Below are 26,439 nucleotides of genomic sequence, written 5' to 3'. Positions count from 1 at the left end.
GCCTTCGCCGTGCCCCGTCCGTCAGGGCTGGGCCTGCGGCAGGGGCTCGCCGTACCAGAGCTCCAGCAGCCGGGCCGCGATCGAGATGCCGGTCGGGGGCAGGACGTCCCCGGAGGCGAAGCCCGCCCGCAGGTCCTCGCGCGAGAACCAGCGCGCCTCGTGGATCTCCTCGCCGTCCACCTGGATGTCGCGGGAGACGGCCCGCGCCATGAAGCCCAGCATCAGGCTGGACGGGAACGGCCAGGGCTGGCTCGCGACGTACTCCACGTCCCCGACGACGACGCCGGCCTCCTCGGCGACCTCGCGCCGCACCGCCTGCTCCAGGGACTCCCCCGGCTCGACGAAGCCCGCGAGCGTGGAGAAGCGGCCCTCGGGCCAGTGCATCTGGCGGCCGAGCAGCGCGCGGTCGTCCTCGTCCGTGACCAGCATGATCACGGCCGGGTCGGTGCGCGGGTAGTGCTCGGCGCCGCAGGCCGGGCAGCGGCGGATGTGGCCGGCGGCCGCGACGACCGTGCGCTCGCCGCAGCGCGAGCAGAAGCGGTGCAGCCGCTGCCAGTTCTCCAGGGCGACCGCGTGGACCAGCAACCCGGCGTCGCGCGGCGAGAGCAGCAGGCCCGCCTCGCGCAGCCCGGCGGGGCGCGCGGACTGGTCCATCCGCCCCGGCAGGGCGTCCTTCTGGAGCGCGAAGTAGGCGATGCCGTCCGCGTCCTGGCCGAGGAAGTAGCGGTGGGTCTCGGTGACGGGCGCCTCGAAGGCGGGCGTCATGACGAGCTCGGTGCGGCCGTCGGGGGTGTCGTCGATCAGCACCTGCCCGCCGGAGACCACGAAGACTCTCGTGGACGGGTGGCTCCAGGCAGCGGCGAGCCACGCCTCGTCCAGGCGGTGGTGGGCGGCGCGGTCGATGCCGCTCGCGCCGGTGAGGGTGATCGGCCGGGCGGCCGTGCGATCGGTCCAGGTGGTCACTGCTGCTTCCAACTCCCCCTACGAATCCCTGCGATTGGTCGTCTGTGCGGTGCGCGGGCTAGCCGGCGCTCCCCTCCCCGGGCGCCGTCGCACGGGCGCCCGCTTCCGCGAGGTCGGTCCACAGGTGGGCGGCGGTCTCGACGCCCTTCATCAGGAGGTCGAGCTCGACCTTCTCGTTCGGGGCGTGCCAGCCGTCCGAGGGCACCGAGATGCCGAGGAAGAGCACCGGGACGCCGAGCACGTCCTGGAGGTCGGCGGCGGGGCCGGAGCCGCCCTCGCGGGTGAAGCGGACCTTCTTGCCGAAGGCGCGCTCCATGGCCCGTACGACCGACTTCAGGTACGGGTGGTCCAGGGGGGTCAGGCAGGGGCGGGTGGCGCCCCAGAAGGTGATCTCGTGGCGGATGCCGTCCGGGAGGGTGTCGGCGACCCACTGGCGCACGGCCTGCTGGACGCCGGCGGTGTCCTGGCCCGCCACGAGCCGGAAGGACAGCTTCAGTTGGGCGGCGGACGGGACGATGGTCTTCCCGCCGGGGCCCTGGTAGCCGCCGCCGATGCCGTTGACCTCGGCGGTGGGGCGGGCCCAGATGCGCTCCAGGGTGCTGTACCCGGCCTCGCCCATGGAGGCGTACGAGTGGGAGGCGCGCAGCCACTGCTCCTCGTCGAAGGGCAGCTCGGCGAAGAGCTCGCGCTCGCGGTCCGTGAGCTCGACGACGCCGTCGTAGAAGCCGGGGATCGCGACGCGGAGGTTCTCGTCGTGGAGGGCGGCGGCGAGCCGGGCGGCCTCCATGGCGGGGTTGGGCACCGCGCCGCCGAAGGAGCCGGAGTGGATGTCCTGGTCGGGACCGTAGAGGTCGACCTGGCAGTCGGCGAGGCCGCGCATGCCGGTGCAGACGGTGGGGGTGTCCTCGGACCACATGCCGGTGTCCGAGACGATCACCGTGTCGCAGGCGAGGCGGTCGGCGCGGGCGCGCACGAGGCCGGCGAAGTGCTCCGAGCCGGACTCCTCCTCGCCCTCGATGAGCAGCTTGAGGTTGACCGCGGGGGCCGTGCGGCCGGTGGCGGCGAGGTGGGCGCGGACGCCGAGGGTGTGGAAGAACACCTGGCCCTTGTCGTCGGCAGCGCCGCGGGCGTACAGCCTGCCGTCCTTGACGACGGGCTCGAAGGGCTCGGTGTGCCAGCCGTCCTCGCGGGCGGCCGGCTGGACGTCGTGGTGCCCGTAGACCAGGACGGTCGGGGCGCCCTCGTCACCCGAGGGCCACTCGGCGAAGACCGCCGGGGCGCCGTCGGTCTCCCAGACCTCCGCGGTCGGGAAGCCCGTCTCCTTGAGCTTCGCGGCCAGCCATTCGGCGCTGCGGCGCACGTCCCCGGCGCGGCCGGGGTCGGCCGAGACGGAGGGGATGCGGAGCCACTCGACGAGGTCGTCGAGGAACGCGGTGCGGTGGCCTTCGATAAACGCGCGGACGGCGCTGTCCGGAGTCTCGCTCATGGCATCGAGCCTATCCGGACACGCATCGTGACCATGACCGGCCCGGCGTCCGCCCTGGTCACGCCTGCTCCCCCAGCAGGAGCCGTTCGAGGCCGGCGCGGTCGGGGAGGCCGGGCGGGCGTACGGTCTCGCCGTCGCGCACGTACACGAACGCGGCCGTCACGGAGGACAGCGGCAGGCCGTGCTGCTCGGCCCAGGCGACGCGGTAGATCGCGAGCTGCAAGGGGTCGGCGTCGTGGGCGCGGCTGGTCTTCCAGTCGACGATCTCGTACGTGTCGCCCTCGGGGCCCGGCTCCCGGTAGACCGCGTCGATGCGGCCGCGGACGACGCGGCCGGCGAGGGTGAGCTGGACGGGCACCTCGATCCGGTGGGGGACGCGGTGGGCGTACGGGGTGCGCTCGAAGGCCTCCTTGAGGGCCGTGAGGTCCTGCTCGTCGGCGATCTCGGGGCCCGGGCCGTCGTCGTCCGCGCCGCCGGGCAGCTCGTCGGGGCCGAGCAGCGGCAGGGGCAGCGGCTCGAAGCGGGACTCGATCCAGGCGTGGAAGCGGGTGCCGCGGCGGGCCGCGGGCTGCGGCGGGCGCGGCATGGGCCGGGCCAGCTCGCGCGCGAACCCGTCGGGGTCGCCCGCGAGCCTGACCAGCTGCCAGGCGCTGAGCGCGGCGGGCAGGACGACGTCGCGCTCCCGCGCCCGCGCCCGCCGGAGCTCGCCCGCGAGGGCGTCGAGATCCCGGTCCCAGGAGGCGGCGAGCCGGGCTTCTTCGGGCAGGAGGGAGGCCGCCGCGGGGTCCGGCTCCGGCGCCGGGTGGGGCAGGCCGCCCACAGGCCCGGGGCGTGCGGGGGCGTGCTCGTCCCGGACGGGCACGGGGTCGCCGGTCTCGCGGCGGGGGCCGGGCAGCGACGGGGCGCGGCGAGGTCCGGCACCGCCGGGCTCCCCGGGGCGGACCGTCGGGAGGTCGTCCCACGCGTCGGGGTCGGCGGGAAGGCCGTCCTCGAAGGGATCGAAGCCCTCGTAAGAGTCGTAGTCCTCGTAGTCCTCGTCCTGCGGCGGGGTAGGCCACTCCGGATCGTCGGCCGGGCCCGGCTCCCCGGCCTCCGCCGGTGCCGCGTCCAGCCGCTCCAGGTGCGCCAGCACCGCGTCCGCCGCGGCGCGGCGGCGGGTCAGGGAGTCCGGGTCCAGGGGCAGCGGCCAGGAGCGGTCCGTTCCGGTGTCCTCCAGGGCGGGGTTCTCCGCGCCGTCCTCGGGGGCGTCGGCCCAGGCCTCGATCTCGCCGTGGCCGGCTTCGCAGTGCGCGCGGAGGGCGTCGAGGAAGGCGGACGGCCCGCGGGGCTTCTTCTGGCTGGGGCCCCACCAGTGGCCGGAGCCGAGGAGGAGGGAACGGGGGCGGGTGAAGGTGACGTAGCCGAGGCGGAGTTCCTCGATGCGCTGGTGCTCCTTCATGGCGGCCTTGAAGGCGGCCATGCCCTTGCTGTCCCACGCCCGGACGTCGGGGAGGGTGGCGGCGTCGCCGCGCAGGGCGTGCGGGAGGACCTTGGCCTGGGCGGTCCAGGAGTCGCGGGACTGCTCGCTGGGGAACGTCCGGTCGACGAGGCCGGGGACGGCGACGACGTCCCACTCCAGGCCCTTGGACTTGTGCGCCGTGAGGATCTTGACGGTGTCCTCCCCTCCGGGGAGGGAGCTGTCGAGCCCCTTCTCGTACTGCGCGGCGGTGCGCAGGAAGCCGAGGAAGGAGAGCACCGTGGTCTCGCCGTCGAGGGCGGCGAAGCCCGCGGCGATGTCCAGGAAGTGGGAGAGGGTCTCGCGGCGACGGGCGGCCAGGGCGTGCGGCGAGGCGGACAGCTCGACTTCCAGGCCGGTGACGGCGAGGACGCGGTGGAGGACGTCCATGAGGGGGTCGGCCAGGGAGCGCCGCAGGTCGCGCAGTTCGGCGGCGAGGCGGGCGAAGCGGACGCGGGCCTCGGCGGAGAACGGGAGGCCGTCGTCGGGGGCGTCGGCGGCGAGGAAGGTGTCGAGGGCGTCGGCGAGGGAGACCGTCTCGGCGGGGTCGACGCCTTCGACGGCTTCGGCGAGGCGCCGCTCGGGGTCGCCGCCGGCGCTGCCGTAGGGCACGAGGGTGCGGGCGCGGCGGCCGAGGAGGGCGAGGTCGCGGGCGCCGATGCGCCAGCGGGGCCCGATCAGCAGCCGGACGAGGGAGGCGTTGGCCGTGGGGTCCTGGAGGACCTCGCAGACGGCGACGAGGTCGGCGATCTCCGGCAGGTGCAGCAGCCCGGACAGGCCGACGACCTCGACGGGGAGGTCGCGCCGCACGAGCGCGCCCTGGATCTCGGCGAAGTCGGCGGCGGTGCGGCACAGGACGGCGATGTCGCCGGGGCGGGTGCCGGTGCGCACGAGGTGGGCGAGGGAGTCCGCGAGCCAGTCGAGCTCCTCGGCGTGGGTGGGCAGCAGGGCGCAGCGCACCACGCCGTCCCGCTCGGCGCCGGGGGCGGGGCGGAGGGCCTCGACGCCCGCGTGGCGCTCGCGCAGCTCGGCGGCCAGCCCGTTGGCGAGGTCGAGGAGGCGGCCGCCGCTGCGGCGGTTCTCGCTGAGGGCGAAGCGCTGGGCGGGGCGGCCGTCGGCGTACGGGAAGTGCTCGGGGAAGTCGTCGAGGTTGGCGACGGAGGCGCCGCGCCAGCCGTAGATGGCCTGGCAGGGGTCGCCGACGGCGGTGACGGCGTGGCCGGTGCCGGCGCCGAAGAGGCCGGAGAGCAGGAGGCGCTGGGCGACGGAGGTGTCCTGGTACTCGTCGAGGAGGACGACGGCGAACTGCTCGCGCAGGATGCGGCCCACTTCGGGGCGGGTGCGGGCGAGCTCGGCGGAGAGGGCGATCTGGTCGCCGAAGTCGAGGAGGTCGCGCCCCCGCTTCTCCTCGCGGTAGGCGCCGACGAGCTCCAGCAGTTCGAGGCGGGCGCGGGCGGCCTCGGGGACCTTGCGCAGGTCGGGGTTGGTGAGCCGGGCGCCTTCCAGGGCGGCGAGCAGCTCGCGGTCGTGGGCGCGCAGGCGCCCGGCCGGCACGAGGTGCTCGGAGAGCTCGCCGTCGAGGGCGAGGAGGTCGGCGACGAGGTCGCTGAAGGAGCGGGTGAGGGCGGGGTAGGGGCCCGGTGAGGTGCGCAGGACGCGGGCGGCGAGCTGGAAGCGGGTGGCGTCGGCGAGGAGGCGGGCGCCGGGCTCCAGGCCGATGCGCAGGCCGTGCTCCTTCAGGAGGCGTCCGGCGAAGGCGTGGTACGTGGAGATCTGCGGTTCGCCCGGCGCCTGGTCGGGATCGGCGGCCGCGGGCTCGGGGTCGGTGACGCCGGCCGCGACGAGCGCTTTGCGGACGCGCTCGGCCAGCTCGCCCGCGGCCTTGTTGGTGAACGTGAGGCCGAGGACCTGCTCGGGGGCGACCTGCCCGGTGCCGACCAGCCAGACCACGCGCGCGGCCATCACCGTGGTCTTGCCGGAGCCGGCGCCGGCCACGATGACCTGCGGGGCGGGCGGCGCGGTGATGCAGGCCGTCTGCTCCGGGGTGAAGGGGATGCCGAGGAGCTCCTTGAGCTGCTCGGGGTCGGTCAGGCGCGGGGTCACGGCACACCACGCTAACGGCCGCCACTGACAGCCCTGCATCGCCGCAGGTCAGAGCCCTCTCCGCAGCCCCGGTCGCCAGTCCTATTCGACGACCTGCCGGCCCTCGGGGCGGGCGGTGCAGGAGGCGCGGAAGGAGCAGTGCGAGCAGTGCTGACCGGGGCGGGGCGCGAAGCGCTCCTCCAGGACGCGGCCCGCGGCCTCGGCGAGCAGCCCGCCGATCCACTCGCCCTCGCCGAGCGCCTCCTGGGCCTGCACCTTCGGTACGGAGTCGCCGCCGTCCTTCTTCGCCGCGCCCTGGCGCAGCTGGACGAGCTCGGCGCCGCCGGGCCGCGGCCGGGCGCCGTCGAAGGCGTCGTCGACGGCCCCGTGCTCGACGGCGAGCTGGTAGACGGCGAGCTGGGGGTGGCGCTCGACCTCCTTGGCGGAGACGGTGCCCTTGCCGGTCTTGAAGTCGACGACGTAGGCGCGGCCGTGCTCATCCGCCTCGACGCGGTCCATGGAGCCGCGGATGCGGACCAGGTAGTCCTCGGCCTTCAGGGTGACGTCGAAAGCGTGCTCGGTCGCGACGGGGGCCCGGCCGCCGCGCTCCATGACGTGCCAGCGCAGGAAGCGCTCCAGGGCCGCGTGGGCGTTCTCCTTCTCCTGCGCGGACTTCCAGGGGGCGTCGAAGGCGAGCGCGTCCCACACGGAGTCGAGGCGCTCCATGAGCACGGCGAGGTCGGCGGGGGTGCGGCCGGAGGCGACCTCGTCGGCGAGGACGTGCACCACGTTGCCGAAGCCCTGGGCGGCGGTGGCGGGCGCGTCGGCCTTCACCTCGCGGCCCAGGTACCACTGGAGGGAGCAGGTGCCCAGCTGGCCGAGGGCGGAGCCGGACAGGGCGACGGGGTGGGTGCGGTCGCGCAGCGGCACCTCGCTGTGCGTCGGTTCGTGCAGGCCCCACCAGCGGTACGGGTGTGCCGCCGGGACGAGCGGCTGGCCCTCGTCGTCGCGCAGGGCCGCGAGCCGGGCGAGCCGCTGCGCGGCGGCGGCGCGCAGGGCGTCCGAGGCGGCGGGGTCGACGGTGGTGGCGCGCAGCTCCGCGACGAGCGCGGAGACGGCCAGGGGGCGCCGGGGACGCTGGGTGACGTCGACGGGCTCGGCGCCCAGCTCGGCCAGGAACCGGGAGGGCTGGTCGCCGTCCTCGGCGGCCGCCTTGACCGCGGTGACGACCACGCGCTCGCGCGCACGCGTGGCCGCCACGTAGAACAGGCGGCGCTCCTCGGCGAGCAGCGCGCCGGGGCTGAGCGGCTCGGCGAGGCCGTCGCGGCCGATCCGGTCGGCCTCCAGGAGCGAGCCGCGGCGCCGCAGGTCGGGCCAGAGGCCTTCCTGGACGCCGGCGACGACCACGAGGTGCCATTCGAGGCCCTTGGAGCGGTGGGCGGTCATCAGGCGGACGGCGTCCGGGCGGACGGCCCTGCGGGTGAGGGTGTCGGCGGCGATGTCCTGCGCTTCGAGCTCGTCGAGGAAGTTCAGGGCGCCGCGGCCGCCGGTGCGCTCCTCGGCGCGGGCGGCGGTCTCGAAGAGGGCGCAGATGGCGTCGAGGTCGCGGTCGGCGTTGCGGCCCGCGGCACCGCCGCGGTGGGCGGTGCGCTCCAGGCGGGCGGGCCAGGGAGTGCCGTTCCAGAGGGCCCAGAGGGCCTCTTCGGCGGTGCCGCCGGCCGCGAGGAGCGCGCGTGCTTCGCGCAGGAGCGCGCCGAGGCGCTGGGCGCCGCGGGCGTAGGCGGGGTCGTGCACGGCGAGCCGTTCGGGCTGCGCCAGGGCTTCGGCGATGAGGGTGTCGGAGGGGCGGGGGACGGCTTCGCCCGCGGCGCGCTCCTCGTCGCGCAGGGCGCGGCCGAGACGGCGGAGGTCGGAGGCGTCCATGCCGCCGAGAGGGGACGTGAGGAGAGTGAGGGCGGTCTCGGGGTCCATGGCCGTGGGAGCGGGGGGCTCCTCATCAGAGGCCTCCGTGCCCGTGGCCGACGCCACGTCCTCCGCCACCACCCTCAGCGCCGTCAGCAGGGGTGCCACCGCCGGTTCCTGGCGCAGGGGGATGTCGTCGCCGTCTATTTCCACGGGGACGCCCGCCGACGTCAGGGCGCGCCGCAGGGACGGTAGGGAGCGGGAGCCGGCGCGGACGAGGACGGCCATCTCGTGCCAGGGGACGCCGTCCTCCAGGTGCGCGCGGCGCAGGATGTCGGCGATGTTGTCGGTCTCGGCGCCCGCGGTCGGGTACGTGTACGCCTCGACGCTCCCGCCCTCCCGCACCGCGGCGAGGTCGCGGTGTGCGCGGACGGCGTCCGCGGGGAGGCGGGTGAGGGGCATCCGGCGGGTGAGCAGCCGGGTGGCTTCGAGGAGCTTCGCGGCGGATCGGCGCGAGGTGGTGAGGACCTCGACGGGGGCGGGTGAGCCGTCCCTGCGGGGGAAGGCGTGAGGGAAGCCGAGGATGCCGTTGACGTCGGCGCCCCGGAAGGCGTAGATCGACTGGTCGGGGTCGCCGAACGCGACGAGGGTGCGGCCGTCGCCCGCCAGCGCCCGCAGGAGGCGGACCTGGGCGGCGTCGGTGTCCTGGTACTCGTCGACGAAGACGGCGTCGTACCGGCCGGCGAGCTCGGCGGCGGCGTCCGGCCGCTCGGCGAGGAGGACGGCGCGGTGGACGAGTTCGGCGTAGTCGAGGACGCCCCGCAGGTCGAGCAGGTCCAGGTATTCGGCGAGGAAGGACGCGGCGGCGGCCCAGTCGGGCCGGCCGGTGCGGCCGGCGAAGTCGCCGAGGGCGCCGGGGCCGAGGCCGAGCTCGCGGCTGCGGGCGAGGACGGCGCGCACCTCGTCGGCGAAGCCGCGGGTGGTCAGGCAGGCGCGCAGCTCGTCGGGCCAGCGCACCCGGGCGCGGCCGGCGCGCTCCAGCTCGGCCTGGCCGGCCAGCAGCTCGCGCACGACGGCGTCCTGCTCGGGGCCGGACAGCAGCCGCAGCGGGTCGATGAACAGGTCGGCGTCCTGGTGGGCGCGGACCAGGGCGTAGCAGTACGAGTGGAAGGTGGTGGCCCGGGGCGCGCCGGCTCCGGCGCCGAGCCGGGCGGCCATCCGGTCGCGGAGCTCGACGGCGGCCTTGCGGCTGAAGGTGAGGACGAGGATCCGCTCCGGCGGGGTGCCCCGGCGCACCCGTTCCGCGACGGCCTCGACCAGCGTGGTGGTCTTTCCCGTGCCGGGTCCGGCGAGGACGAGCAGGGGTCCGGCCGCGTGCTCAACCACGGCGCGCTGGCGCGCGTCCAGCTCAGGAAGGGCCGTGGGGCCCGGCCGGGTGCGCACGAGGCGGTAGGCGCCCTGGGAGGGCTGCCGTGCCTGGGGGTGCTGCGGCCGGGTCGAGCCGGAAGGCGGGGAGGAGCTCACGTGGGTTGCCGGTCCTGGTGGGGGTGCGGGGAGTCGTGCGGCCGTGCGGGCGCGGGGGCCGGGGAGTGACGGCGGTTTCCGACGCTACGCCAGGCGGCGGCCGGGGCGCAGGGCGTCCCGGGAGTCGGCGCACGGCTTCCACGGTCTCACCCGTTCGGGTGAGAGAGGTCCTGGACCGGTCACACAGGGGCCGGGGGGAAACGTCAGGTGTGCGGAGTCACACTCTCCGGGCCGCGGCCGTCCCAGCGGGCGCGGGCCATCGCGAGCCGGGGCACGTGCCCCTCGGCGGCACGCCCGGCCTCGCGCAGCGGCGTGCCCTCTTCGCGGTAGTGGGCGAGGGCCCGCAGCTCGTGGCCGGGCAGGAGGACGCCGTCCGCGCGGACGACGCGCCACCAGGGCACGGCGCCGCCGTAGAGCGCCATGACGCGCCCGACCTGCCGGGGCCCGCCCTCCCCCAGCCACTCGGCGACGTCCCCGTAGGTCATCACCCGGCCGGGTGGGATCCGCTCGGCGACCTCCAGCACCCGCTCCGCGTACTCGGGGAGCTCATCGTCCTCGCTCATCCGGTCCATGGTGCCGCACACCACCGACAGCACCTACCCCCGGTCACTCAGAGTGCGCATCCGCACCACAGGGCGTACGATCCGGAGTCCGCGCCCCCGAATTGCACCCTGATGCCCCCTCGCCCGGTGGGGCCGTGCCACCATCTTCCGGGCGGTGACAGGTGATACGAGACCAAGAAGAAGAGAAGGACCGGCAGCAGGGCGCGGAGCCTCCTGAAAAGGACCGCGCTCCCCGAGCGCTGCCCGCACCCGGGGAGCCCGGCTACGACTGCGCGGACGGGGAGGCGCACATCGACCGGGTCTCCGGGGACGAGCCCCTGCTGCCCGCCCGCGTGCACCGCCCGGCCGACCTGGTGCGGCTCTTCCTCGGCATCGTCGGCATCGCCCTCGTCCTGGCGCTCGCGGCCTTCGCCCACGGCACCACCACGGGCCTCGAACAGGACATCAAGGAGAGCACGGGGCGCGCCCCGCAGCTGCTGGCGAGCTTCGCGGGCCTCGCGGCCAACATCGCCATCTTCATCGTCCCCGTGGCCTTCGCCGTCGAGCGGCTGATCAAACGGGACGGGCTGCGCATCGCCGACGGCGTGCTGGCGGCCGTGCTCGCGCACGGCGTGTCCCTGGCCACCGACCTGTGGGTCGCCCGGTCGGCCCCCGGGTCGATCCGGGACGCCCTCACCCAGCAGGCCCCCACCGGCGGCCTCACCGACCCCGTGCACGGCTATCTGGCGCCGGTCATCGCGTACATGACGGCCGTGGGCATGTCCCACCGCCCCCGCTGGCGCGTGGCCATGTGGGCGGTCCTCCTCCTGGACGCGTTCGCCGTCCTGGTCAACGGCTACACGACGCCGTTCTCGATCGTCACCACCGTCCTGATCGGCTGGACGGTCGCCTACGGCACGCTGTACGCCGTCGGCTCCCCGAACGTCCGCCCCACGGGCCGCCACCTGCTGACGGGCCTGCGCCGCGTCGGCTTCAAGCCGGTCACCGCGCTGCGCACCGAGGACGGCACGGAGGACACCGAGCCGCACGACCGGGGCCGCCGCTACATCGTCACCCTGGAGGACGGCCCGCCCCTGGACGTGACGGTCGTCGACCGCGAGCAGCAGGCGCAGGGCTTCTTCTACCGCGTCTGGCAGCGCCTGGCCCTGCGGGGCATCACCCAGCGCCGTAGCCTGCAGTCCCTGCGCCAGGCGCTGGAGCAGGAGGCACTGCTGGCCTACGCGGCCATCGCCGCGGGCGCCAACGCCCCCAAGCTGATCGCCACCTCCGAGCTGGGCCCGGACGCCGTGATGCTCGTCTACGAGCACATCGGCGGCCGCCCCCTCGGCCAGGTGCCCACCGAGGAGATCACCGACGAGCTCATGGCGGGCGCGTGGCGCCAGGTGCACGCCTTGCAGTCGCGCCGCATCGCGCACCGCAGGCTCGACGGCGACGCCCTGCTGGTGGATCGTTCCGGCAACGTGGTCCTGACCGACCTGCGCGGCGGCGAGATCGCGGCCGGCGACCTCGTCCTGCGCATGGACGTGGCGCAGCTCCTCGTGACGCTCGGCCTGCGGGTCGGCGCCGAGCGCGCCGTGGCCACCGGCGTGGCCGTCCTCGGCCCCGACGCCGTCGCCGACAGCCTCCCGCTCCTCCAGCCCATCGCCCTCACCCGCACCAGCCGCGCGACGCTGCGCCAGCTCGCCCGCGAGCGGGCCCAGCGGGAGCGCGAGAAGGTCCTGGAGGCGGCAGCAGCCGTCAAGGAGGCCAAGGAGGCCGTCAGCGACCGCAAGGCCCTCAAGGCGGAGCGGCAGGCCGAGAAGCGTGCCATGGACGAGGCGCTGGAAGAGGCCCGCGAAGAGGATCTGCTGGCCCAGATCCGCCGCCAGGTCCTCCTCATCCGCCCCCAGGCCCCGATAGAGCCCGTCCGCCTGGAGCGCATCAAGCCGCGCACCCTCATCAGCTTCGTCGCGGGCGCCTTCGCCGCGTACTTCCTGCTGTCGCAGCTCACCCACGTGCAGTTCGGCGACCTCGTCGAGAAGGCGGACTGGTGGTGGGTGGCGGTCGCGGTGGCCTTCCAGGCGCTCACCTACGTCGCCGCGGCGATGAGCCTGCTGGGCTTCGTGCCCGAGAAGGTGCGCTTCGGCCGCACGGTGCTGGCCCAGGTGGCCGGCTCGTTCGTCAAGCTGGTGGCTCCCGCGGCGGTCGGCGGCGTGGCCCTGAACACCCGCTTCCTCCAGCGCTCGGGCGTCCGCCCGGGCCTGGCGGTGGCGAGCGTGGGCGCGTCGCAGCTGTTCGGCCTGGCCTGCCACATCCTGCTGCTGCTGTCCTTCGGCTACGTCACCGGCACGGAGCGCAGCTCGTCCCTCGGCCCCTCCCGCACGGTCATCGGCGGCCTCCTGACGGCCGCCGTGCTCGTGCTCGTGGTGGCGGCGATCCCGGTCCTGCGGAAGTTCGTGTCGACCCGCGTCCGGTCGCTGTTCGCGGGCGTCGTCCCGCGCATGCTGGACGTGATGCAGCGCCCGCAGAAGCTGGTCTCGGGCATCGGCGGCATGCTGCTGCTGACGGCGGCGAACGTCATGTGCCTGGACGCGGCGATCCGCGCGTTCGGCGGCGAGCTGAGCTACGCGAGCATCGCGGTGGTGTTCCTGACCGCGAACGCGCTGGGGTCGGCGGCGCCGACGCCGGGCGGCGTGGGCGCGGTGGAACTGGCCCTCACGGCGGCGCTGACGGTGGCCGGGCTCCCGGCGGAACAGGGCACGCCGGCGGTGCTGCTCTTCCGCCTGATGACGCTGTGGCTGCCGGTGCTGCCGGGATGGCTGGCGTTCACGCACCTGACGCGTAGGGGAGCGATCTGATCCAGGGGGCGGCACCTGCCAGCGAGCACCCCGGCCCAACCTTGCACATGCGAGCCGCACACCCTTAACGTGCCGCATATGCGTTCTTACACCATCGGCCGCGCCGCCAAGTTGCTAGGGGTCAGCGCGGACACCGTCCGGCGATGGGCCGATGCGGGCCGGATACCGACGCGGCGCGACGAAGCGGGGAAGCGGCACATCGACGGGGCCGACCTGGCCGCGTTCTCGGTGTCCCTCGCGGCGGAGGCGGCCGACGGCGAGGACGCGTACACCAGTGCCCGCAACGCCTTCCCCGGCATCATCACCGCGGTCAAGCTCGGCGACGTGGCGGCCCAGGTCGAGATCCAGGCCGGCCCGCACCGGCTGGTCTCGCTCCTGACGCGCGAGGCCGTCGACGAGCTCGGCCTGGCGGTCGGGATGGAGGCGGTGGCCCGGGTGAAGGCCACCAATGTGCACATCGACCGCACCTGACCACGGAGAACCGATGCACACTCGCCGCTTCCTGCCCCTCCTGGCCGGCGCCCTGCTGGTCCCGCTCCTCGCCGCCTGCGACAGCGAGAAGAAGAGCGACGCCAAGGAACCCACCACCCTCACCGTCCTGGCGGCGGCGTCCCTCACGGACGTCTTCAAGCAGGCGGGCGCGGCCTACGAGAAGGAGCACCCGGACACCAAGGTCACGTTCTCCTTCGCGGGCTCCCAGGAACTGGCGGCACAGGTGCGCCAGGGCGCACCGGCGGACGCTCTGGTGACGGCGGACACGAAGACGATGGACGACCTCAAGAAGGACACGGGCTCGCCCACCGTCATCGCGAAGAACCGGCTGACCATCGTCACGGCCAAGGACAACCCCCAGCACATCAAGTCGCTCTCGGACCTCTCCCGTGACGGCCTGAAGGTCGTCCTGGCGGCACCCGAGGTCCCGGTGGGCCGCTACAGCAAGAAGGTCCTGGACCAGCAGCACGTCACCGTCAAGCCGGTGTCGCAGGAGCCGAACGTACGGGCGGTCCTGAGCAAGGTGAGCCTGGGCGAGGCGGACGCGGGGATCGTCTACGTGACGGACGCGAAGACGGCCAAGAACAAGGTGGCCACGACGACGATCCCGGACGACCAGAACGCGGTGGCGTCGTACCCCGCGGCAACGCTCAAGGGCTCCAAGCACACCACGCAGGCAGCGGACTTCGTGAAGTGGCTGGGCACGGAGGGGGCCCGGAAGCTGCTCCGTGAGGCGGGCTTCCAGCAGCCGTGAAGAAGACGCCACTGACGCTGGCGCTGCCCGCAACAGCGGCAGTGGCGTTCCTTTTCCTGCCGCTGGCGGGCATCTTGGCACGCACGCCGTGGAGCACGCTCCCCACACGCCTGACCTCGCACGAAGCAACGGAGGCCCTGACCCTCTCCCTCTGGGTCTCGGCGTGGGCCCTAGGACTCTCCCTCATCATGGGAGTCCCCCTGGCCTGGCTCCTGGCCCGCACGGACTTCCGCGGCAAATCGCTCATCCGCTGCCTGGTGATGCTGCCGATGGTGCTCCCGCCGACGGTGGCGGGGGTGGCCCTGCTCCAGGGCTACGGCCGGAGGGGAATCCTGGGCCCGGCGATGGAATCGCTGGGCATCACGCTCCCGTTCTCCACGGCAGGCGCGGTAGTAGCCTCCTCATTCGTAGCAATGCCGTTCCTGGTGATCAGCCTGGAAGGCGCCCTAGGAGGACTGCACCCCCGCTACGAAGAAACCGCAACGTCCTTGGGCGCAACCCCTCTCCAAGTCTTCCGTACGATCACGCTCCCCATGGTGGCCCCGGGCCTGATCGCGGGGGCGGCGCTCACCTGGGCCCGCGCGCTGGGCGAGTTCGGCGCGACGATCACCTTCGCGGGAAACCTCCCGGGCGAAACGCAAACGCTGCCCCTCCAGGTCTACCTACTCCTCCAGGAGGACCCGGAAGGCGCGACAGCGGTGTCGCTGCTCCTCCTACTGATCGCCACAGCAGTACTCCTGGCCCTCAGGGGCCACTGGCTGCAGACGCGAACGGCGGGGCGGGGCCGGGGTGGTCCTGGCCCGGCAAGGGGCGTAAAGCGTGATTTGCGGGAAGGTGCTGGGTTCGCGCACCGGGATACGGGGTCCGTAAATCATGCAGCCCCGGAGGGCCTGGACCACCCCGGCCCCGCCCCCACCCCGCACCCCCTGCGCACCACGGTCACCGGCGCCACGAACACCACGCTCACCGCAGAGCCCGGCACCACGATCGCGGTAGTAGGCCCGAACGGCGCGGGAAAAACAACCCTCCTCCGAGCCCTGCTGGGGCTCACGCAACGCGCCGAGGCAACCCCCTTGCACCTCGGCGACAAGGACGTGGCCCAAGAGCCGCCCCACCGCCGCCACATCTCCTGGGTCCCCCAGGACACCGCCCTCTTCCCCCACCTCACCACCCTCGCCAACACCGCCTACGGCCTCCGCGCCCAGGGCGTCCCCAAGAACGAGGCGCACGCCCAGGCCCGGCACTGGCTGACCCGCCTGGGCATAGGCGACCTGGCCCACCGCAAGCCCGGCAGCCTCAGCGGCGGCCAGGCCCAGCGCGTAGCCCTGGCCAGGGCCCTCGCGGCCCGCCCCCGCCTGCTCCTCCTGGACGAGCCCCTCGCCGCCCTCGACCAGTCGACCCGCTCCGCGGTCCGGCACACCCTCCGCACCCACCTCGCGGACTTCCCGGGCGTCTGCCTGATCGTGACCCACGACCCCGTGGAGGCGGTCTCCCTGGCCGACCGGATCCTCGTCCTGGAGGACGGCGCGACGGTCCAGTACGCGACGCCCGCCGAGCTGACCCGTCACCCCCGCTCCCCCTGGGTGGCCCGCATGCTGGGCCGGAACGCCTGGCGGGGCACGTCCACGCCGGAAGGAACCCTCCTCCTGGAGGACGGCGCGAACCTCGTCACCGCAGACCCGCACACCAGCGCGACAGGCCTGGCCGTCGTAGGCCCGGAAGCGGTCTCGCTCCACACCGCACCGCCCACCGCGGGGAGCCCCCGCAACGTCTGGCAGGGCACGGTCCGGGAGATCACCGCGCACGGCGGCCGCCTCCGCGTGATCGTGTCGGGCGAGCCGGACGTCGTTGCGGAGATCACGCCGGGCGCCGCGGCCGAGCTGAAGCTGTCGGAGGGCACACCGGTGTGGGTGAGCGTCAAGGCCACGGAGATCACTTTCGTCCCCCTGTAGGGGGTTAACCACAAACTCCCCGAGCACCCCGACCAACCCGGACAGCCCGAATTAACCCGTACGCCCCACCCCGCGCGCACCGACCCGCCCCGCCCCGGACGATGAACAAGTGATCAGATCCGCGTGGGCAAGAGGCGTGCTCGCCGCACTCCTGGCGGTGACGGCGGCGGCTTGCACAGGCGCGGGTGACGCGAACAAACGCACCGCCACCCGGACCCCGCCCCCCAGCGGGAAGTCCGCCCAGGCCGGGGACCCGCAAACCACCCGCCAGACCCTCTCCTGGAAGGCCTGCCCGCCCCCCACCCCCGCGGAGGGCGGCTCCTCGGGCCGCGCACCCGGCCCCGACTGGGAGTGCGCGACGCTCCACGCGCCCCTCGACTACGCGAAACCCAGGAGCAACGCCAACTCCATCGACATCGCCCTGATCAGGGCCAAGGCCACGGACCGGGCCCACCGCATCGGCTCGCTCGTCTTCAACTTCGGCGGCCCCGGCGGCTCCGGCATCACCACGCTCCCGGCCTTCGCCGACGACTACAAGAAGCTCCGCACCCGCTACGACCTGGTCAGCTTCGACCCGCGGGGGGTGGGCCGCAGCAGCGGCGTGACCTGCCTGGACGACAAGCAACTCGACGCGTACTACGCCGCGGACGCCGTCCCGGCCACGCCGAGCCGGCAAAAGGCGCTGGTGGAGCGGGTGACCGCCTACGCCGCCGGCTGCGAGCGCAACTCCGGCAAGGTCCTCCCGTACGTGGGCACGGAGAACGCGGCCCGCGACATGGACCTGATGCGCGAGGTGCTGGGCGACGCCAAGCTGCACTACTTCGGCGTGTCGTACGGCACGGAACTCGGCGGCGTCTACGCCCACTTGTTCCCGGACAAAGTCGGCCGCGCGCTTTTCGACGGCGTCGTGGACCCGTCCGCGGACCCCGTGCAGAGCGCCCTCGCCCAGGCCCAGGGCTTCGAGCTGGCCCTCACCAACTACATGGACGCCTGCACGAAGACGTCCGACAACTGCCCGACGGAACCCCAGGTCAGCGCCCTCCTCAAGCGCCTGGGCGACAAGCCGGTCCCCGGCGCGGCGGGCCGCGAGCTGACCCGTTCCCTCGCGACCGGCGGCATCGCCCAGTCCCTGTACTCGAAGGACTTCTGGGACTACCTGACCGAGGGCATCGAGGACGCCGAGAACGGCGACGGCCGGCTCCTGCTCTCCCTCGGCGACGCCATGAACGGCCGCGGCCAGGACGGCCGCTACAGCACCCTCCAGTCCTCCCTCAACGCCATCACCTGCGCGGACTTCGCGCAGCGCTACACCGCGGCCGAGATCGTGCAGCGCGTGCCGGAGTTCCGCAAGGCCTCCCCCGTCTTCGGGGACTTCATGGCCTGGAGCCTCACCCAGTGCACGGGCTGGCCCGTGAAGGGCGCGTGGCAGACGCCCGACGTGAGCGCGAAGGGCTCCGCGCCGGTCCTCGTCGTCGGCAACACCGGTGACCCCGCCACTCCTTACGGGGGCGCGAAGCACATGGCGCAGGAGCTGGGTCCGGGCGTGGCCGTCGAGCTGACCTACCGGGGCGAGGGTCACGGCGCTTACGACAGCGGCAATGCGTGTGTCAAGGGTGCGGTTGACGCCTACCTGCTGGACGGTACGGTGCCGGAACCAGACAAGATCTGCTCATAGCACACATAGCACATATCACCGGTGACGAGTACGAGACGCGATCAACTCGGTCGAATGTCAGTGGCTCGCACTACGATCGCCCGCACAGAAGTTCCGCGGACGACGAACGAAGTTCGGGGGGACGAACGTGCCGCACGCAACACCGCACGGGGAGCCGCACACCAGCGCGCACCCCGGCCGACCCGATCAGCCCGGCCGACCCGACCACAGCAGGGCCCGGGCCCTCACCGGCGCCCTGGCCATCGCCGCGCTGGTGGCCGCCCTCGTCGCGCTCTGGCAGACGCAGTCGACCCCGCTCGGCGGGCGCGCGTACTGCTGGGGCTCCTGGCCCGAGGACGAGGCCCCGTTCCGCCGCGGCGACCGCGACCGCGTCGCCGACGAGATCCCGCCCGCCCCCGGCCGCCCCTCCGGCCGGTGCTCGCTCCGCTGGCACGGCGGCCGCGGCTCCGGGGCGTACGACCAGCAGCTCGACCTGAACGTGGGCACGGGCCCACGGGAAGCGGGCGAACGGCGGTCGTGGCTGGGAGAGTTATTCAGTGGCGGTGACATCCCGCTCCCCGACGGCTTACCGGGCTTCACCGCACCCGCCTCCGGCACGGGCGCCCTGGTGCTCCCGGAAAGCTGCGACGTGGACGGCCGCCCGTCGGTGGTGACGCTCAAGAGCGCCAAAGCACTCCCTCCCGACACCACAGGGGAGTTACTGGTCGAGGCGGCCAACAAAGCCGCACAGGCGACGAGTTGCACGAAGCTCCCACCGCTCCGCCTGCGCCGGCCCCATCCGTCCGCCGGCACCACACCTGACCACTGCGGCATCGCAGACCTGGGCAAAGGAGAGAGCACCGGCACCGGAGCCCCCGAAAACACCGACTTCCACAGCTGCGCCATAACCGGCACGGACGCAGGCACAAGCAAAGACAAAGAGGCAGGCGCCGGCACACCCGCAAAAGACGCAGGCGCCGGCACACCCGCAGCCGCCCTCCGCTGGGCCGCCCGCTTCACCACCACCGCCAGGCCCCGCCTGGTGGCCCTCTTCGACGGCCTCACCGGCGACCGCCCTCCCGCCCCCGGCTGGCGGGCGCACGGCAGCATCGACGCGGCCGGCGCCCTGGTCAGGGCGGACTGCGGCGGCAGGCCCACCGTCTTCGCCATGCGCAGCGGCCCGGCCCGCACGCACACCCGGCTGGACGACCCGCGCGAGGTCTTCCCGCTCTACGTGGACGCCGTGGCCGCTCATATGGGTTGTGCGCCCCTGCGCGCCGGGTGACGCCTCCGCGCGGCGGCGACTCCGCGGCCTTCACCTCCGTACAGTCGGGGGAATGAGCTCCTCTCGGCCTCGGGCCACCACCGCCCTCCTCGGCGCCGGCATCGCGCTCGTGACGGCCCTCGCCGCCTCCGGCTGCGGCGACTCCGGCCCCCCGGCGGACGGGGACGCCAAGAGCAGCAAGAGCGGGGGCAAGGACAGCGGCGCCGTCGCGAGCGCCGCCCCGCTGCGCTGGACACCCTGTCCCCCGCCCAGCGCCGCGCAGGGCGCCTCCCTCGACGGCAAGGCGCCCGGCAAGGACTGGGAGTGCGCGAAGCTCCCCGTCCCCCTCGACTACGCGAAGCCCGGCGGCGAGACGATCGAGCTCGCCGTGATCCGTGCGAAGGCGCGGGACAAGGCCAGGCGCCTCGGCTCGCTCGTCTTCAACTTCGGCGGCCCCGGCGGCTCGGGCGTGGCCACCCTGCCGGGCCTGGCCACCAGCTACGACAAGCTGCGCGACCGCTACGACCTGGTCAGCTTCGACCCGCGGGGCGTGGGCGACAGCGCGGCCGTGCGCTGCCTGGGCGACAAGGAGACCGACGCCGCCAACCAGATCGACGGCACTCCGGACGACGCGGACGAGGAGCGGGCCGCCCTCGCGTCCAACAAGGCGTACGTCGACGCCTGCGCCAAGAACTCCGCGAAGGTCCTGCCGTACGTCGACACGATCAGCGCCGCCCGCGACATGGACCGGCTGCGGGCCGCCCTCGGTGACGCGAAGCTCAACTACTTCGGCATCTCCTACGGCACCGAGCTGGGCGGCGTCTACGCCCACCTCTTCCCCAAGAACGTGGGCCGCGCGGTCCTCGACGCCGTGGTCGACCCGACGCAGGACCCGGTCGAGGGCAACCTCGGCCAGACCAAGGGCTTCCAGCTCGCCCTGAGCGACTACCTCAAGGACTGCGCCGCCTCCGCCCAGGCCGCCGCGTGCCCGACGCAGGACCGGATCGTCTCCCTGCTCAAGAAGCTCGACGGGCAGCCCCTGCCGACCCGCCAGGGCCGCAAGCTGACCCAGGACGAGGCCGTCAGCGGCATCGCGTCCGCGCTGTACTCCAAGGACACCTGGAAGTACCTGACGCAGGGCCTCCAGGAGGCCATGAACAAGGGCACGGGAAACACCCTGCTGGTGCTCTACGACCTCCTGAGCGGGCGCGGCCCCGACGGCCGCTACAGCAACCTCCAGCCGGCCAACCGGGCGATCTCCTGCGCCGACGCCCAGCAGCGCTACACCGCCGCCGACGTGAAGGGCCGCCTGCCCGAGTTCCGGGCGGCGTCCCCGGTCTTCGGAGAGGCCTCCGCCTGGTCGCTTCTCAGCTGCACGGGGTGGCCCGTCGAGGGCAAGTGGAAGACGATCGACGTCAGCGCGCAGGGCTCGGCACCCATCGTCGTCATCGGCAACACCGGGGATCCGGCGACGCCTTACGAGGGCGCGCACCGGATGGCCGAGGGGCTCGGCAAGGGCGTCGCCGCGGAGGTCACGTACAAGGGCGAGGGGCACGGGGCGTACAACAGCGGCAACGCGTGCATGGTGCGCACCGTCGACGACTACTTGCTGGAGGGCAAGGTCCCGGCCGGCGGCACGACCTGCTCGTAACCGGGCACCGCACAGATGCGTAAGGGGCGCCCACCGTGGTGGGCGCCCCTTACGCGCAGAGGAGGGAAGGCCTAGTACACCGGCTTGTCCGGCTCCACCTGGTGGACCCACCCGATCACGCCGCCGCCCACGTGCACCGCGTCGGCGAACCCGGCCGCCTTGAGCACCGCCAGCACTTCCGCGGACCGGACACCCGTCTTGCAGTGCAAGACGATGCGCTTGTCCTGCGGCAGGTCCTGGAGGGCCGTGCCCATCAGGAACTCGTTCTTGGGGATCAGCCGGGCGCCCGGGATGGAGACGATCTCGTACTCGTTCGGCTCGCGGACGTCGATGACGTCGATGTTCTCGCCGTCGTCCAGCCACTCCTTGAGCTGCTTGGGAGTGATCGTGGAGCCGGCGGCCGCCTCCTGGGCCTCCTCCGAGACCACGCCGCAGAACGCCTCGTAGTCGATGAGCTCCGTGACGGTCGGGTTCTCGCCGCAGACCGCGCAGTCGGGGTCCTTGCGGACCTTGACCTGGCGGTAGGTCATCTCCAGGGCGTCGTAGATCATCAGGCGGCCGACCAGCGGGTCACCGATGCCCGCGAGCAGCTTGATGGCCTCGTTGACCTGGATGGAGCCGATCGAGGCGCACAGCACGCCCAGCACGCCGCCCTCGGCGCAGGAGGGCACCATGCCCGGCGGCGGGGGCTCGGGGTACAGGCAGCGGTAGCAGGGTCCGTGCTCGCTCCAGAAGACGGACGCCTGGCCGTCGAAGCGGTAGATCGAGCCCCACACGTACGGCTTGCCCAGCAGCACGCACGCGTCGTTGACGAGGTAGCGCGTGGCGAAGTTGTCCGTGCCGTCGACGATCAGGTCGTACTGGGAGAAGATCTCCATCACGTTGTCGGCTTCGAGCCGGCCCTCGTGCAGGACGACGTTCACGTACGGGTTGATGCCCCGCACCGTGTCGCGCGCGGACTCGGCCTTGGACCGGCCGATGTCCGCCTGGCTGTGGATGATCTGGCGCTGCAGGTTCGACTCGTCAACCTCGTCGAACTCCACGATGCCCAGGGTGCCGACGCCGGCCGCGGCCAGGTACATCAGGGCCGGGGAGCCGAGACCGCCGGCCCCCACGCACAGCACCTTGGCGTTCTTCAGGCGCTTCTGCCCGTCCATTCCGACATCCGGAATGATCAGATGGCGGGAGTACCGACGAACCTCGTCAACGGTGAGCTCGGCAGCCGGCTCGACCAGGGGTGGCAGCGACACGGGGACTCCAGGAAGGGGTCATCCCCGCCGGGGCGGGGAACATACAGGCGGCGTTCGGTCCTTCCCCCGTAACACTGCCACGCCCCGCCTCATTCCGAGACACCAGGTCCGATGCGCGAGACGATCTCGTCCCAGTAGCCGGGCATCACCTCCCAGGGGTCCGCTTCGTCCCGGTCCGTCCGGTCGGTGAAGTAGATCGTGCCGGCGCCCTGCCAGCGGGCGAGGCGCAGCGCCTCCTCCAGGTGGGCGCGGGGGACGCCGTGCACGAGGTGGCAGAAGCGGGTGGCCGGGAAGTCGGCGGTCCACTCGGCCACCTGCGACCAGCGGTACGCCGACCACGGGCCGTAGAAGGTGACGAGCTGGTCGGCGAGGTCGGCGTAGCCGGGCGAGGGATAGGTGCCGTGGACGAGCACGACGTAGGCCCGGTCGAGGATCGTCCGCAGCGAGGCGACGGTGCGCCGGGTCCCGGGCAGGGCGGCGGGGTCCGCGGGGGTGGCGTCGAGGGCGAAGCCGTCGACCTTGTACCAGTTCAGGTAGCGCTGGGCCTCGGAGAGCACCTCGCCGAGGGGGCGTTCGCCGAACCTGAGGTCCAGGTGGCCGAGGACCCGGACGCCCGCCTCGCGCAGCCGGGCGGCGGCGGCCACGCGGTGCGGGTCCGGGCGGTCGCCGGGGCCGCCGGAGGCGGTGCCGCCCGGGGCGGCCATGGCGCCGCTGCCGAGCACGACCCACTCCACGGGGACGTCCGTGCGCAGGAGTTCGCCCCACTCGGTGGGGGCGAGGAGGGGGTGCGCGAAGCCCGGCACACCGAAGCGCAGGGGGGCCTCGCGCACCCGGGTCCGCCGCTGCCCGGGCGGGCTCAGATGCGACACGCGGCCTCCATCCAGATGTCGGCCAGGGACTCCTCCAGGCCGATCCGGGGGCGCCAGCCGAGCCGGTCGCGGGCGGTGCGGACGTCGGCCTGCTGCCAGCTGCCGCAGCCGTCGGGGTAGGGGTAGGCGGGCGGGCTGCCGAGGTGGGGGTCGTCGAGCTCGTGGAGGGAGCCGCCGTAGCCGGCGACGCGGGCGAGCGTGGCGGCGGCCTCGCGCAGCCTGACCGCGCGGCCGGTGCCGATGTTGACGGCGCCCTGGGCGGCGGAGAGGGAGGCGGCGTGCACGGCGCGGGCCACGTCGCGGACGTCCACGAAGTCGCGCTGGACGCCGAGGCCGCTGAGCTTCAGCTCGCTGTCGCCGTTCTGCATGGCGCGCCGCAGGGCGTCGGCGAGCCGGCCGAGGGGGGAGCCGGCCGGGGTGCCGGGGCCGACGGGCGAGAAGACGCGCAGGACGATCGCGTCGAGGCCGGAGCCGAGGACGAGCTCGGTGGCGGCGAGCTTGCTCACCCCGTACGGGCCGCCGGGGCGCGGCACGGCGTCCTCGGCGGTGGACGAGCCGGGCTGGGAGGGGCCGTACTCGGAGGAGCAGCCGAGCTGGACGAGGCGGGCGCCGCAGCCGCTGCGGCGCAGTGACTCGCAGACGGTGGCGACGGCGACGGTGTTGTGGCGGGTGAGGTCGCGGGCCCCGCCGCGGGTGGCGCCCGCGCAGTTGATCACGACGCCGGGGTGGACGGCGTTGAGGAAGCGGGTGAGCGCGCCGGGGCTGCCGGTGGCGAGGTCGAAGCGGACGTCCGCGTCGTCGCCGCGGCCGAGCGCGGTGAGCTGGACGGCGGGGTCGGCGAGCAGGCGGTCGGCCACGTAGCGGCCGAGGTAGCCGTTGGCACCGAGCAGCAGAACCCTCATCGGTCGCGCCCTCGCTCTCGCCCGGCGGTGCTGATGGGGTGAACGGTCATCTTCCTTGCTCCTCTGACGGGGGTGTGCGGCTGGGACGTGCGGTCACCGGGCCCGGGCCGGGGCTTCTCCGGGGTCGGCGGGGACGGGTGCGTGTGCGCCGTGGCGGTGGGCGGAGGCCCGGGAGAGCGCGGTCAGGGCGTGGGCGAGGAGGGCGAGCGCGGGGAGGGCGCAGGCCACGAGGGGTATGGCGGAGGGGCCGTACGCGCCGGTGGCCCAGGCGACGGCGGGTGCGGCGAAGGGCGGCGCGGCGAACGACGCCTCCGGCGCTCCTGCGCCCAGCGCCGCCGCTTCGAGGGCGCAGGCGGCCAGTGCGGCGACGGCGGCCGCCCGCCCGGAGCCGCGGGTGGCGAGCAGCCGGGCGAGGAAGAGCAGCCCGCCGAGCGCGCTGACGGCGGCGAGCTCGCCGGGGCCGGGGGCGGCCGCCCCCGAAGCCGCCCGGGCGGACCACAGGAGCGCGGCGAGGGCGGCCGTGAAGAGCCCTGCGGCCGTGAGGAGCAGGGGCCAGGTGCGGGCCCGGAACTCGGCGCGGGAGCGGCTGGCCACGAGTGCGTACCGGACCCGCGCGGTGAACCAGCGGGCGCACCACAGGGCGGGCGCGAGGCTGCACATGAGGGCGGCGGCGTCCGGCAGGAGCAAGCGGCCGGAGATCTCGCCGGAGGCGGAGCCGGAGCCGGAGAGCAGCGCTCCGAGGGCGGGCCCGCCGAGGAGGGCGTACGCGACGAGCCAGGTGCCCGCGAACAGACCGGCGAACCGCCATCGGGCGCGCGCCCTGTCCGGGAGCGCCCCTCGTGCACCGGGCGCGCCGGGCGCGGGCCGCGCGAGCTCCTCGCGCACGGTGCGTGCGTACAGCTCGTCGGCCAGCGAGAACACGTCCCGGTGCCGGCACTCCGCGGCCGCGTGGTCCGTGAGGCCCCCGTCCTCCAGGACGGCGGCGATCTCCAGAGGGTCCACGGCGCGGGCGCACAGCCCGTGATGGCGCTGCATGAGGGTCTTCACGGGGTCGGTCCTCGCGGGGCCGGCATCGGTACCGGAGGCGGCTATGCCGGCAGCGGCGGCGGGCGCGCTGCCGTCCCTGAGCGGTGTGGTCATGGGCGGCCTGCCCAGGTCGGGGAGGTTTGACGATGCGTCAGGTCAAGGGGTGCGCGGGATTCGGCGGCGCGGGAGAAGGGGACGGCGGGATCGGGAGCGGCACTGCCGTGCCCGTCGGGCGCGCGGGAGATGAGTTCGAGGTAGATGCCGTGGAAGTCCGTCACATGCCGTTCGGTCGTGAAGAGTTCGAGGGCGCGGGCGCGGGCGGCGGCGCCGAGTCTGGCTCTTCGTCCGGCGTCGTGCAGGAGATCCAGGCAGGCCGCGGCGAGGGCGCCGGCGTTGCGCGGGGGGACGACGAGGCCCGTGCCGCCGATGACTTCGCGGACGGCCGCGGAGTCCGGCGAGACGGTGGCGCGGCCGCAGAACATGGCCTCGACGAGCGGCGTGGGGAACGACTCGGCGCCGCCGGCGAGGACGACGACGCTGCCCGCGGCGTACGTGGCGGGGCCGGCCTCGGGCTCGTAGGAGACGCCGAAGGCGGGCTGGACGCCGGGGACGGGGTCGCCGACGATGCGCATCCGCACCTCGGGCTCGGCCTGCCGCAGGGCCGCGAGGGTCTCCCACAGGTAGGGCTCGGCCTTGCCGCCGGCCCAGAGCACGGTGAGGCCGTCGTCCGATCCCTCGCCGCTCTCGGACCGCTCCCCCACGGCCTCGTACGGGCCGGGGTCGAGGCCGGGGTGGACGGTGCGCAGCCGGCCGGGGTCGGCGCCGCAGCGCTCCTGCCAGCGCCGCACCTGGGCGTCGCCGGGGGTGATGATGTCGGCCCGGGCGTAGATCTCGGCGGTGAGCTGCCGGTGGAAGGCGGACAGCAGGGTCCGTACGGGCAGGGAGAGGCCGGCGGCGCTGGCGGCGCTGTTGAGGTAGTAGGCGCGCAGGCGGACCTCGTATTCGGTGACGAGGAAGGGCGTACCGAAGAAGCGTTTGGCCAGGAGTCCCGGGAGGGCGGCGGGCCCCGCGGAGGTGGCGTGGCACAGGTCGACGCCGGTGAGGCCGCGGTCGGTGCCTCCGCTGCCGTACCAGTCGAGGGACAGGGGGCGCAGCGCGCGCTCCAGGAGCGCGGTGACGGCGAGGAGGTCGGCGACGCGGATGCCGTAGGCGGCGGGGTGGGAGCCGGGGGCGCGGCAGGCGGACTCCAGGATGCGCAGGGCCTGCTCGGAGCGGAGGGCGGAGCCGAGGCCGCCGGCGTCGCGGGCGAGGTCGGCGAGGCCGTTCAGGGCGTCGGCGAAACGGTACGCCTGAGACTTGCGGTCCTCGGGGCCGGGCTCGACGGTGGCGGTGAGGGCCTCGGCGAGGCCGGCGAAGTACGCGCCGAAGCGGCGGCGCTCGCGGCGGCCGTACGCGCGGTGGGCGCGCCCCACGGCCCCGGCCGGATCGCCCCACAGGGGTGCCGTCCGCACCCGCCGTACGTGCTCGGGCAGATCGCACCAGCCGCCCGCGTCCTGCCGGGCGCGGCGGCTCAGGGCGCAGATCTCGAAGTCGTGCCCGGGCAGGCCGCGCACGAGCTGGTCGCACCACTGGCCGCCCTCACCCGAGGCGTACGGATACCCACCCTCCGTAAGGAGTCCCACGCGCACGCACGCACCCCCGTCTGTCCCTTGTGGTCGCCCTCGCCTGACCTGCGGCCGCCGAACGGCTACGGCAGCGGAAGCACGCTATGCG

The 26,439-nt window shown here is 74.2% G+C and carries 17 protein-coding genes; 7 read left to right on the top strand and 10 right to left on the bottom strand.

The annotated features are described in order from the left end of the window. Window positions 1-21: 21 nt before the first annotated feature. The 5 genes from nudC to PS271_RS19385 form a co-directional block, all read right to left on the bottom strand. Window positions 22-963, bottom strand: coding sequence for an NAD(+) diphosphatase (gene nudC, locus PS271_RS19405; RefSeq protein WP_398383321.1), 942 nt, complete (start codon window positions 961-963; stop codon window positions 22-24). A 58-nt stretch (window positions 964-1,021) separates the two neighbouring features. Further along, on the bottom strand, window positions 1,022-2,449 hold the full coding sequence (locus PS271_RS19400; RefSeq protein WP_398383319.1) for a dipeptidase: 1,428 nt from the start codon (window positions 2,447-2,449) through the stop codon (window positions 1,022-1,024). Window positions 2,450-2,507: 58 nt separating this feature from the next. Continuing rightward, window positions 2,508-6,047, bottom strand: a complete 3,540-nt coding sequence (locus PS271_RS19395; RefSeq protein WP_398383317.1) for an ATP-dependent DNA helicase — start codon at window positions 6,045-6,047, stop codon at window positions 2,508-2,510. 81 nt (window positions 6,048-6,128) lie between these two features. Beyond that, window positions 6,129-9,452 (bottom strand): ATP-dependent helicase, encoded by a 3,324-nt coding sequence (locus PS271_RS19390; protein WP_398383316.1) that lies wholly within the window; start codon window positions 9,450-9,452, stop codon window positions 6,129-6,131. Window positions 9,453-9,655: 203 nt separating this feature from the next. Beyond that, the gene (locus PS271_RS19385) at window positions 9,656-10,015 is read right to left on the bottom strand and encodes an MGMT family protein (RefSeq protein WP_367137777.1); all 360 of its coding nucleotides are present in this window, start codon (window positions 10,013-10,015) and stop codon (window positions 9,656-9,658) included. A gap of 239 nt (window positions 10,016-10,254) precedes the next feature. Between PS271_RS19385 and PS271_RS19380 the strand changes: the two genes are divergently transcribed. From PS271_RS19380 to PS271_RS19350, 7 genes are all read left to right on the top strand, one after another. After that, window positions 10,255-12,852 (top strand): lysylphosphatidylglycerol synthase transmembrane domain-containing protein, encoded by a 2,598-nt coding sequence (locus tag PS271_RS19380; RefSeq protein WP_398386933.1) that lies wholly within the window; start codon window positions 10,255-10,257, stop codon window positions 12,850-12,852. A 78-nt stretch (window positions 12,853-12,930) separates the two neighbouring features. Then, window positions 12,931-13,323 (top strand): TOBE domain-containing protein, encoded by a 393-nt coding sequence (locus tag PS271_RS19375; protein WP_398383314.1) that lies wholly within the window; start codon window positions 12,931-12,933, stop codon window positions 13,321-13,323. 13 nt (window positions 13,324-13,336) lie between these two features. Beyond that, entirely contained in the window at window positions 13,337-14,098 is a 762-nt protein-coding gene (modA, locus tag PS271_RS19370) for a molybdate ABC transporter substrate-binding protein (protein WP_398383312.1), read from the top strand. Continuing rightward, a complete protein-coding gene (locus tag PS271_RS19365; RefSeq protein WP_398383311.1) occupies window positions 14,095-16,050 on the top strand; it encodes an ABC transporter permease in 1,956 nt (651 codons plus the stop codon). Before modA ends, PS271_RS19365 begins: the two co-directional genes overlap by 4 nt. A 109-nt stretch (window positions 16,051-16,159) precedes the next feature. Next, window positions 16,160-17,725, top strand: coding sequence for an alpha/beta hydrolase (locus PS271_RS19360; protein ID WP_398383309.1), 1,566 nt, complete (start codon window positions 16,160-16,162; stop codon window positions 17,723-17,725). A gap of 127 nt (window positions 17,726-17,852) precedes the next feature. After that, window positions 17,853-18,989, top strand: a complete 1,137-nt coding sequence (locus PS271_RS19355) for a hypothetical protein (RefSeq protein ID WP_398383308.1) — start codon at window positions 17,853-17,855, stop codon at window positions 18,987-18,989. A gap of 52 nt (window positions 18,990-19,041) precedes the next feature. Next, window positions 19,042-20,619 carry an alpha/beta hydrolase gene (locus PS271_RS19350; RefSeq protein ID WP_398383307.1) on the top strand — a complete coding sequence of 526 codons (1,578 nt, stop codon included), beginning with the start codon at window positions 19,042-19,044 and terminating at the stop codon, window positions 20,617-20,619. Between the two features lie 71 nt (window positions 20,620-20,690). Here the strand turns inward: PS271_RS19350 and moeZ are convergent, their stop codons facing one another. The 5 genes from moeZ to PS271_RS19325 form a co-directional block, all read right to left on the bottom strand. After that, complete coding sequence (moeZ, locus tag PS271_RS19345; RefSeq protein ID WP_398383305.1) at window positions 20,691-21,869, bottom strand: adenylyltransferase/sulfurtransferase MoeZ; 1,179 nt, start codon at window positions 21,867-21,869, stop codon at window positions 20,691-20,693. 89 nt (window positions 21,870-21,958) lie between these two features. After that, on the bottom strand, window positions 21,959-22,738 hold the full coding sequence (locus PS271_RS19340) for a spherulation-specific family 4 protein (protein ID WP_398383303.1): 780 nt from the start codon (window positions 22,736-22,738) through the stop codon (window positions 21,959-21,961). Beyond that, window positions 22,726-23,640, bottom strand: a complete 915-nt coding sequence (locus PS271_RS19335) for an NAD-dependent epimerase/dehydratase family protein (RefSeq protein ID WP_356280419.1) — start codon at window positions 23,638-23,640, stop codon at window positions 22,726-22,728. The genes PS271_RS19340 and PS271_RS19335 overlap by 13 nt, the downstream gene beginning before the upstream one ends. A gap of 93 nt (window positions 23,641-23,733) precedes the next feature. Next, window positions 23,734-24,780 carry a hypothetical protein gene (locus PS271_RS19330; protein ID WP_398383302.1) on the bottom strand — a complete coding sequence of 349 codons (1,047 nt, stop codon included), beginning with the start codon at window positions 24,778-24,780 and terminating at the stop codon, window positions 23,734-23,736. After that, a complete protein-coding gene (locus PS271_RS19325; protein WP_398383300.1) occupies window positions 24,777-26,348 on the bottom strand; it encodes a DUF3492 domain-containing protein in 1,572 nt (523 codons plus the stop codon). The genes PS271_RS19330 and PS271_RS19325 overlap by 4 nt, the downstream gene beginning before the upstream one ends. Window positions 26,349-26,439 lie beyond the last annotated feature (91 nt).

The sequence above is a fragment of the Streptomyces sp. SCA2-17 genome, from assembly GCF_044336695.1.
This window is presented reverse-complemented; position numbering and strand designations above follow the sequence as displayed.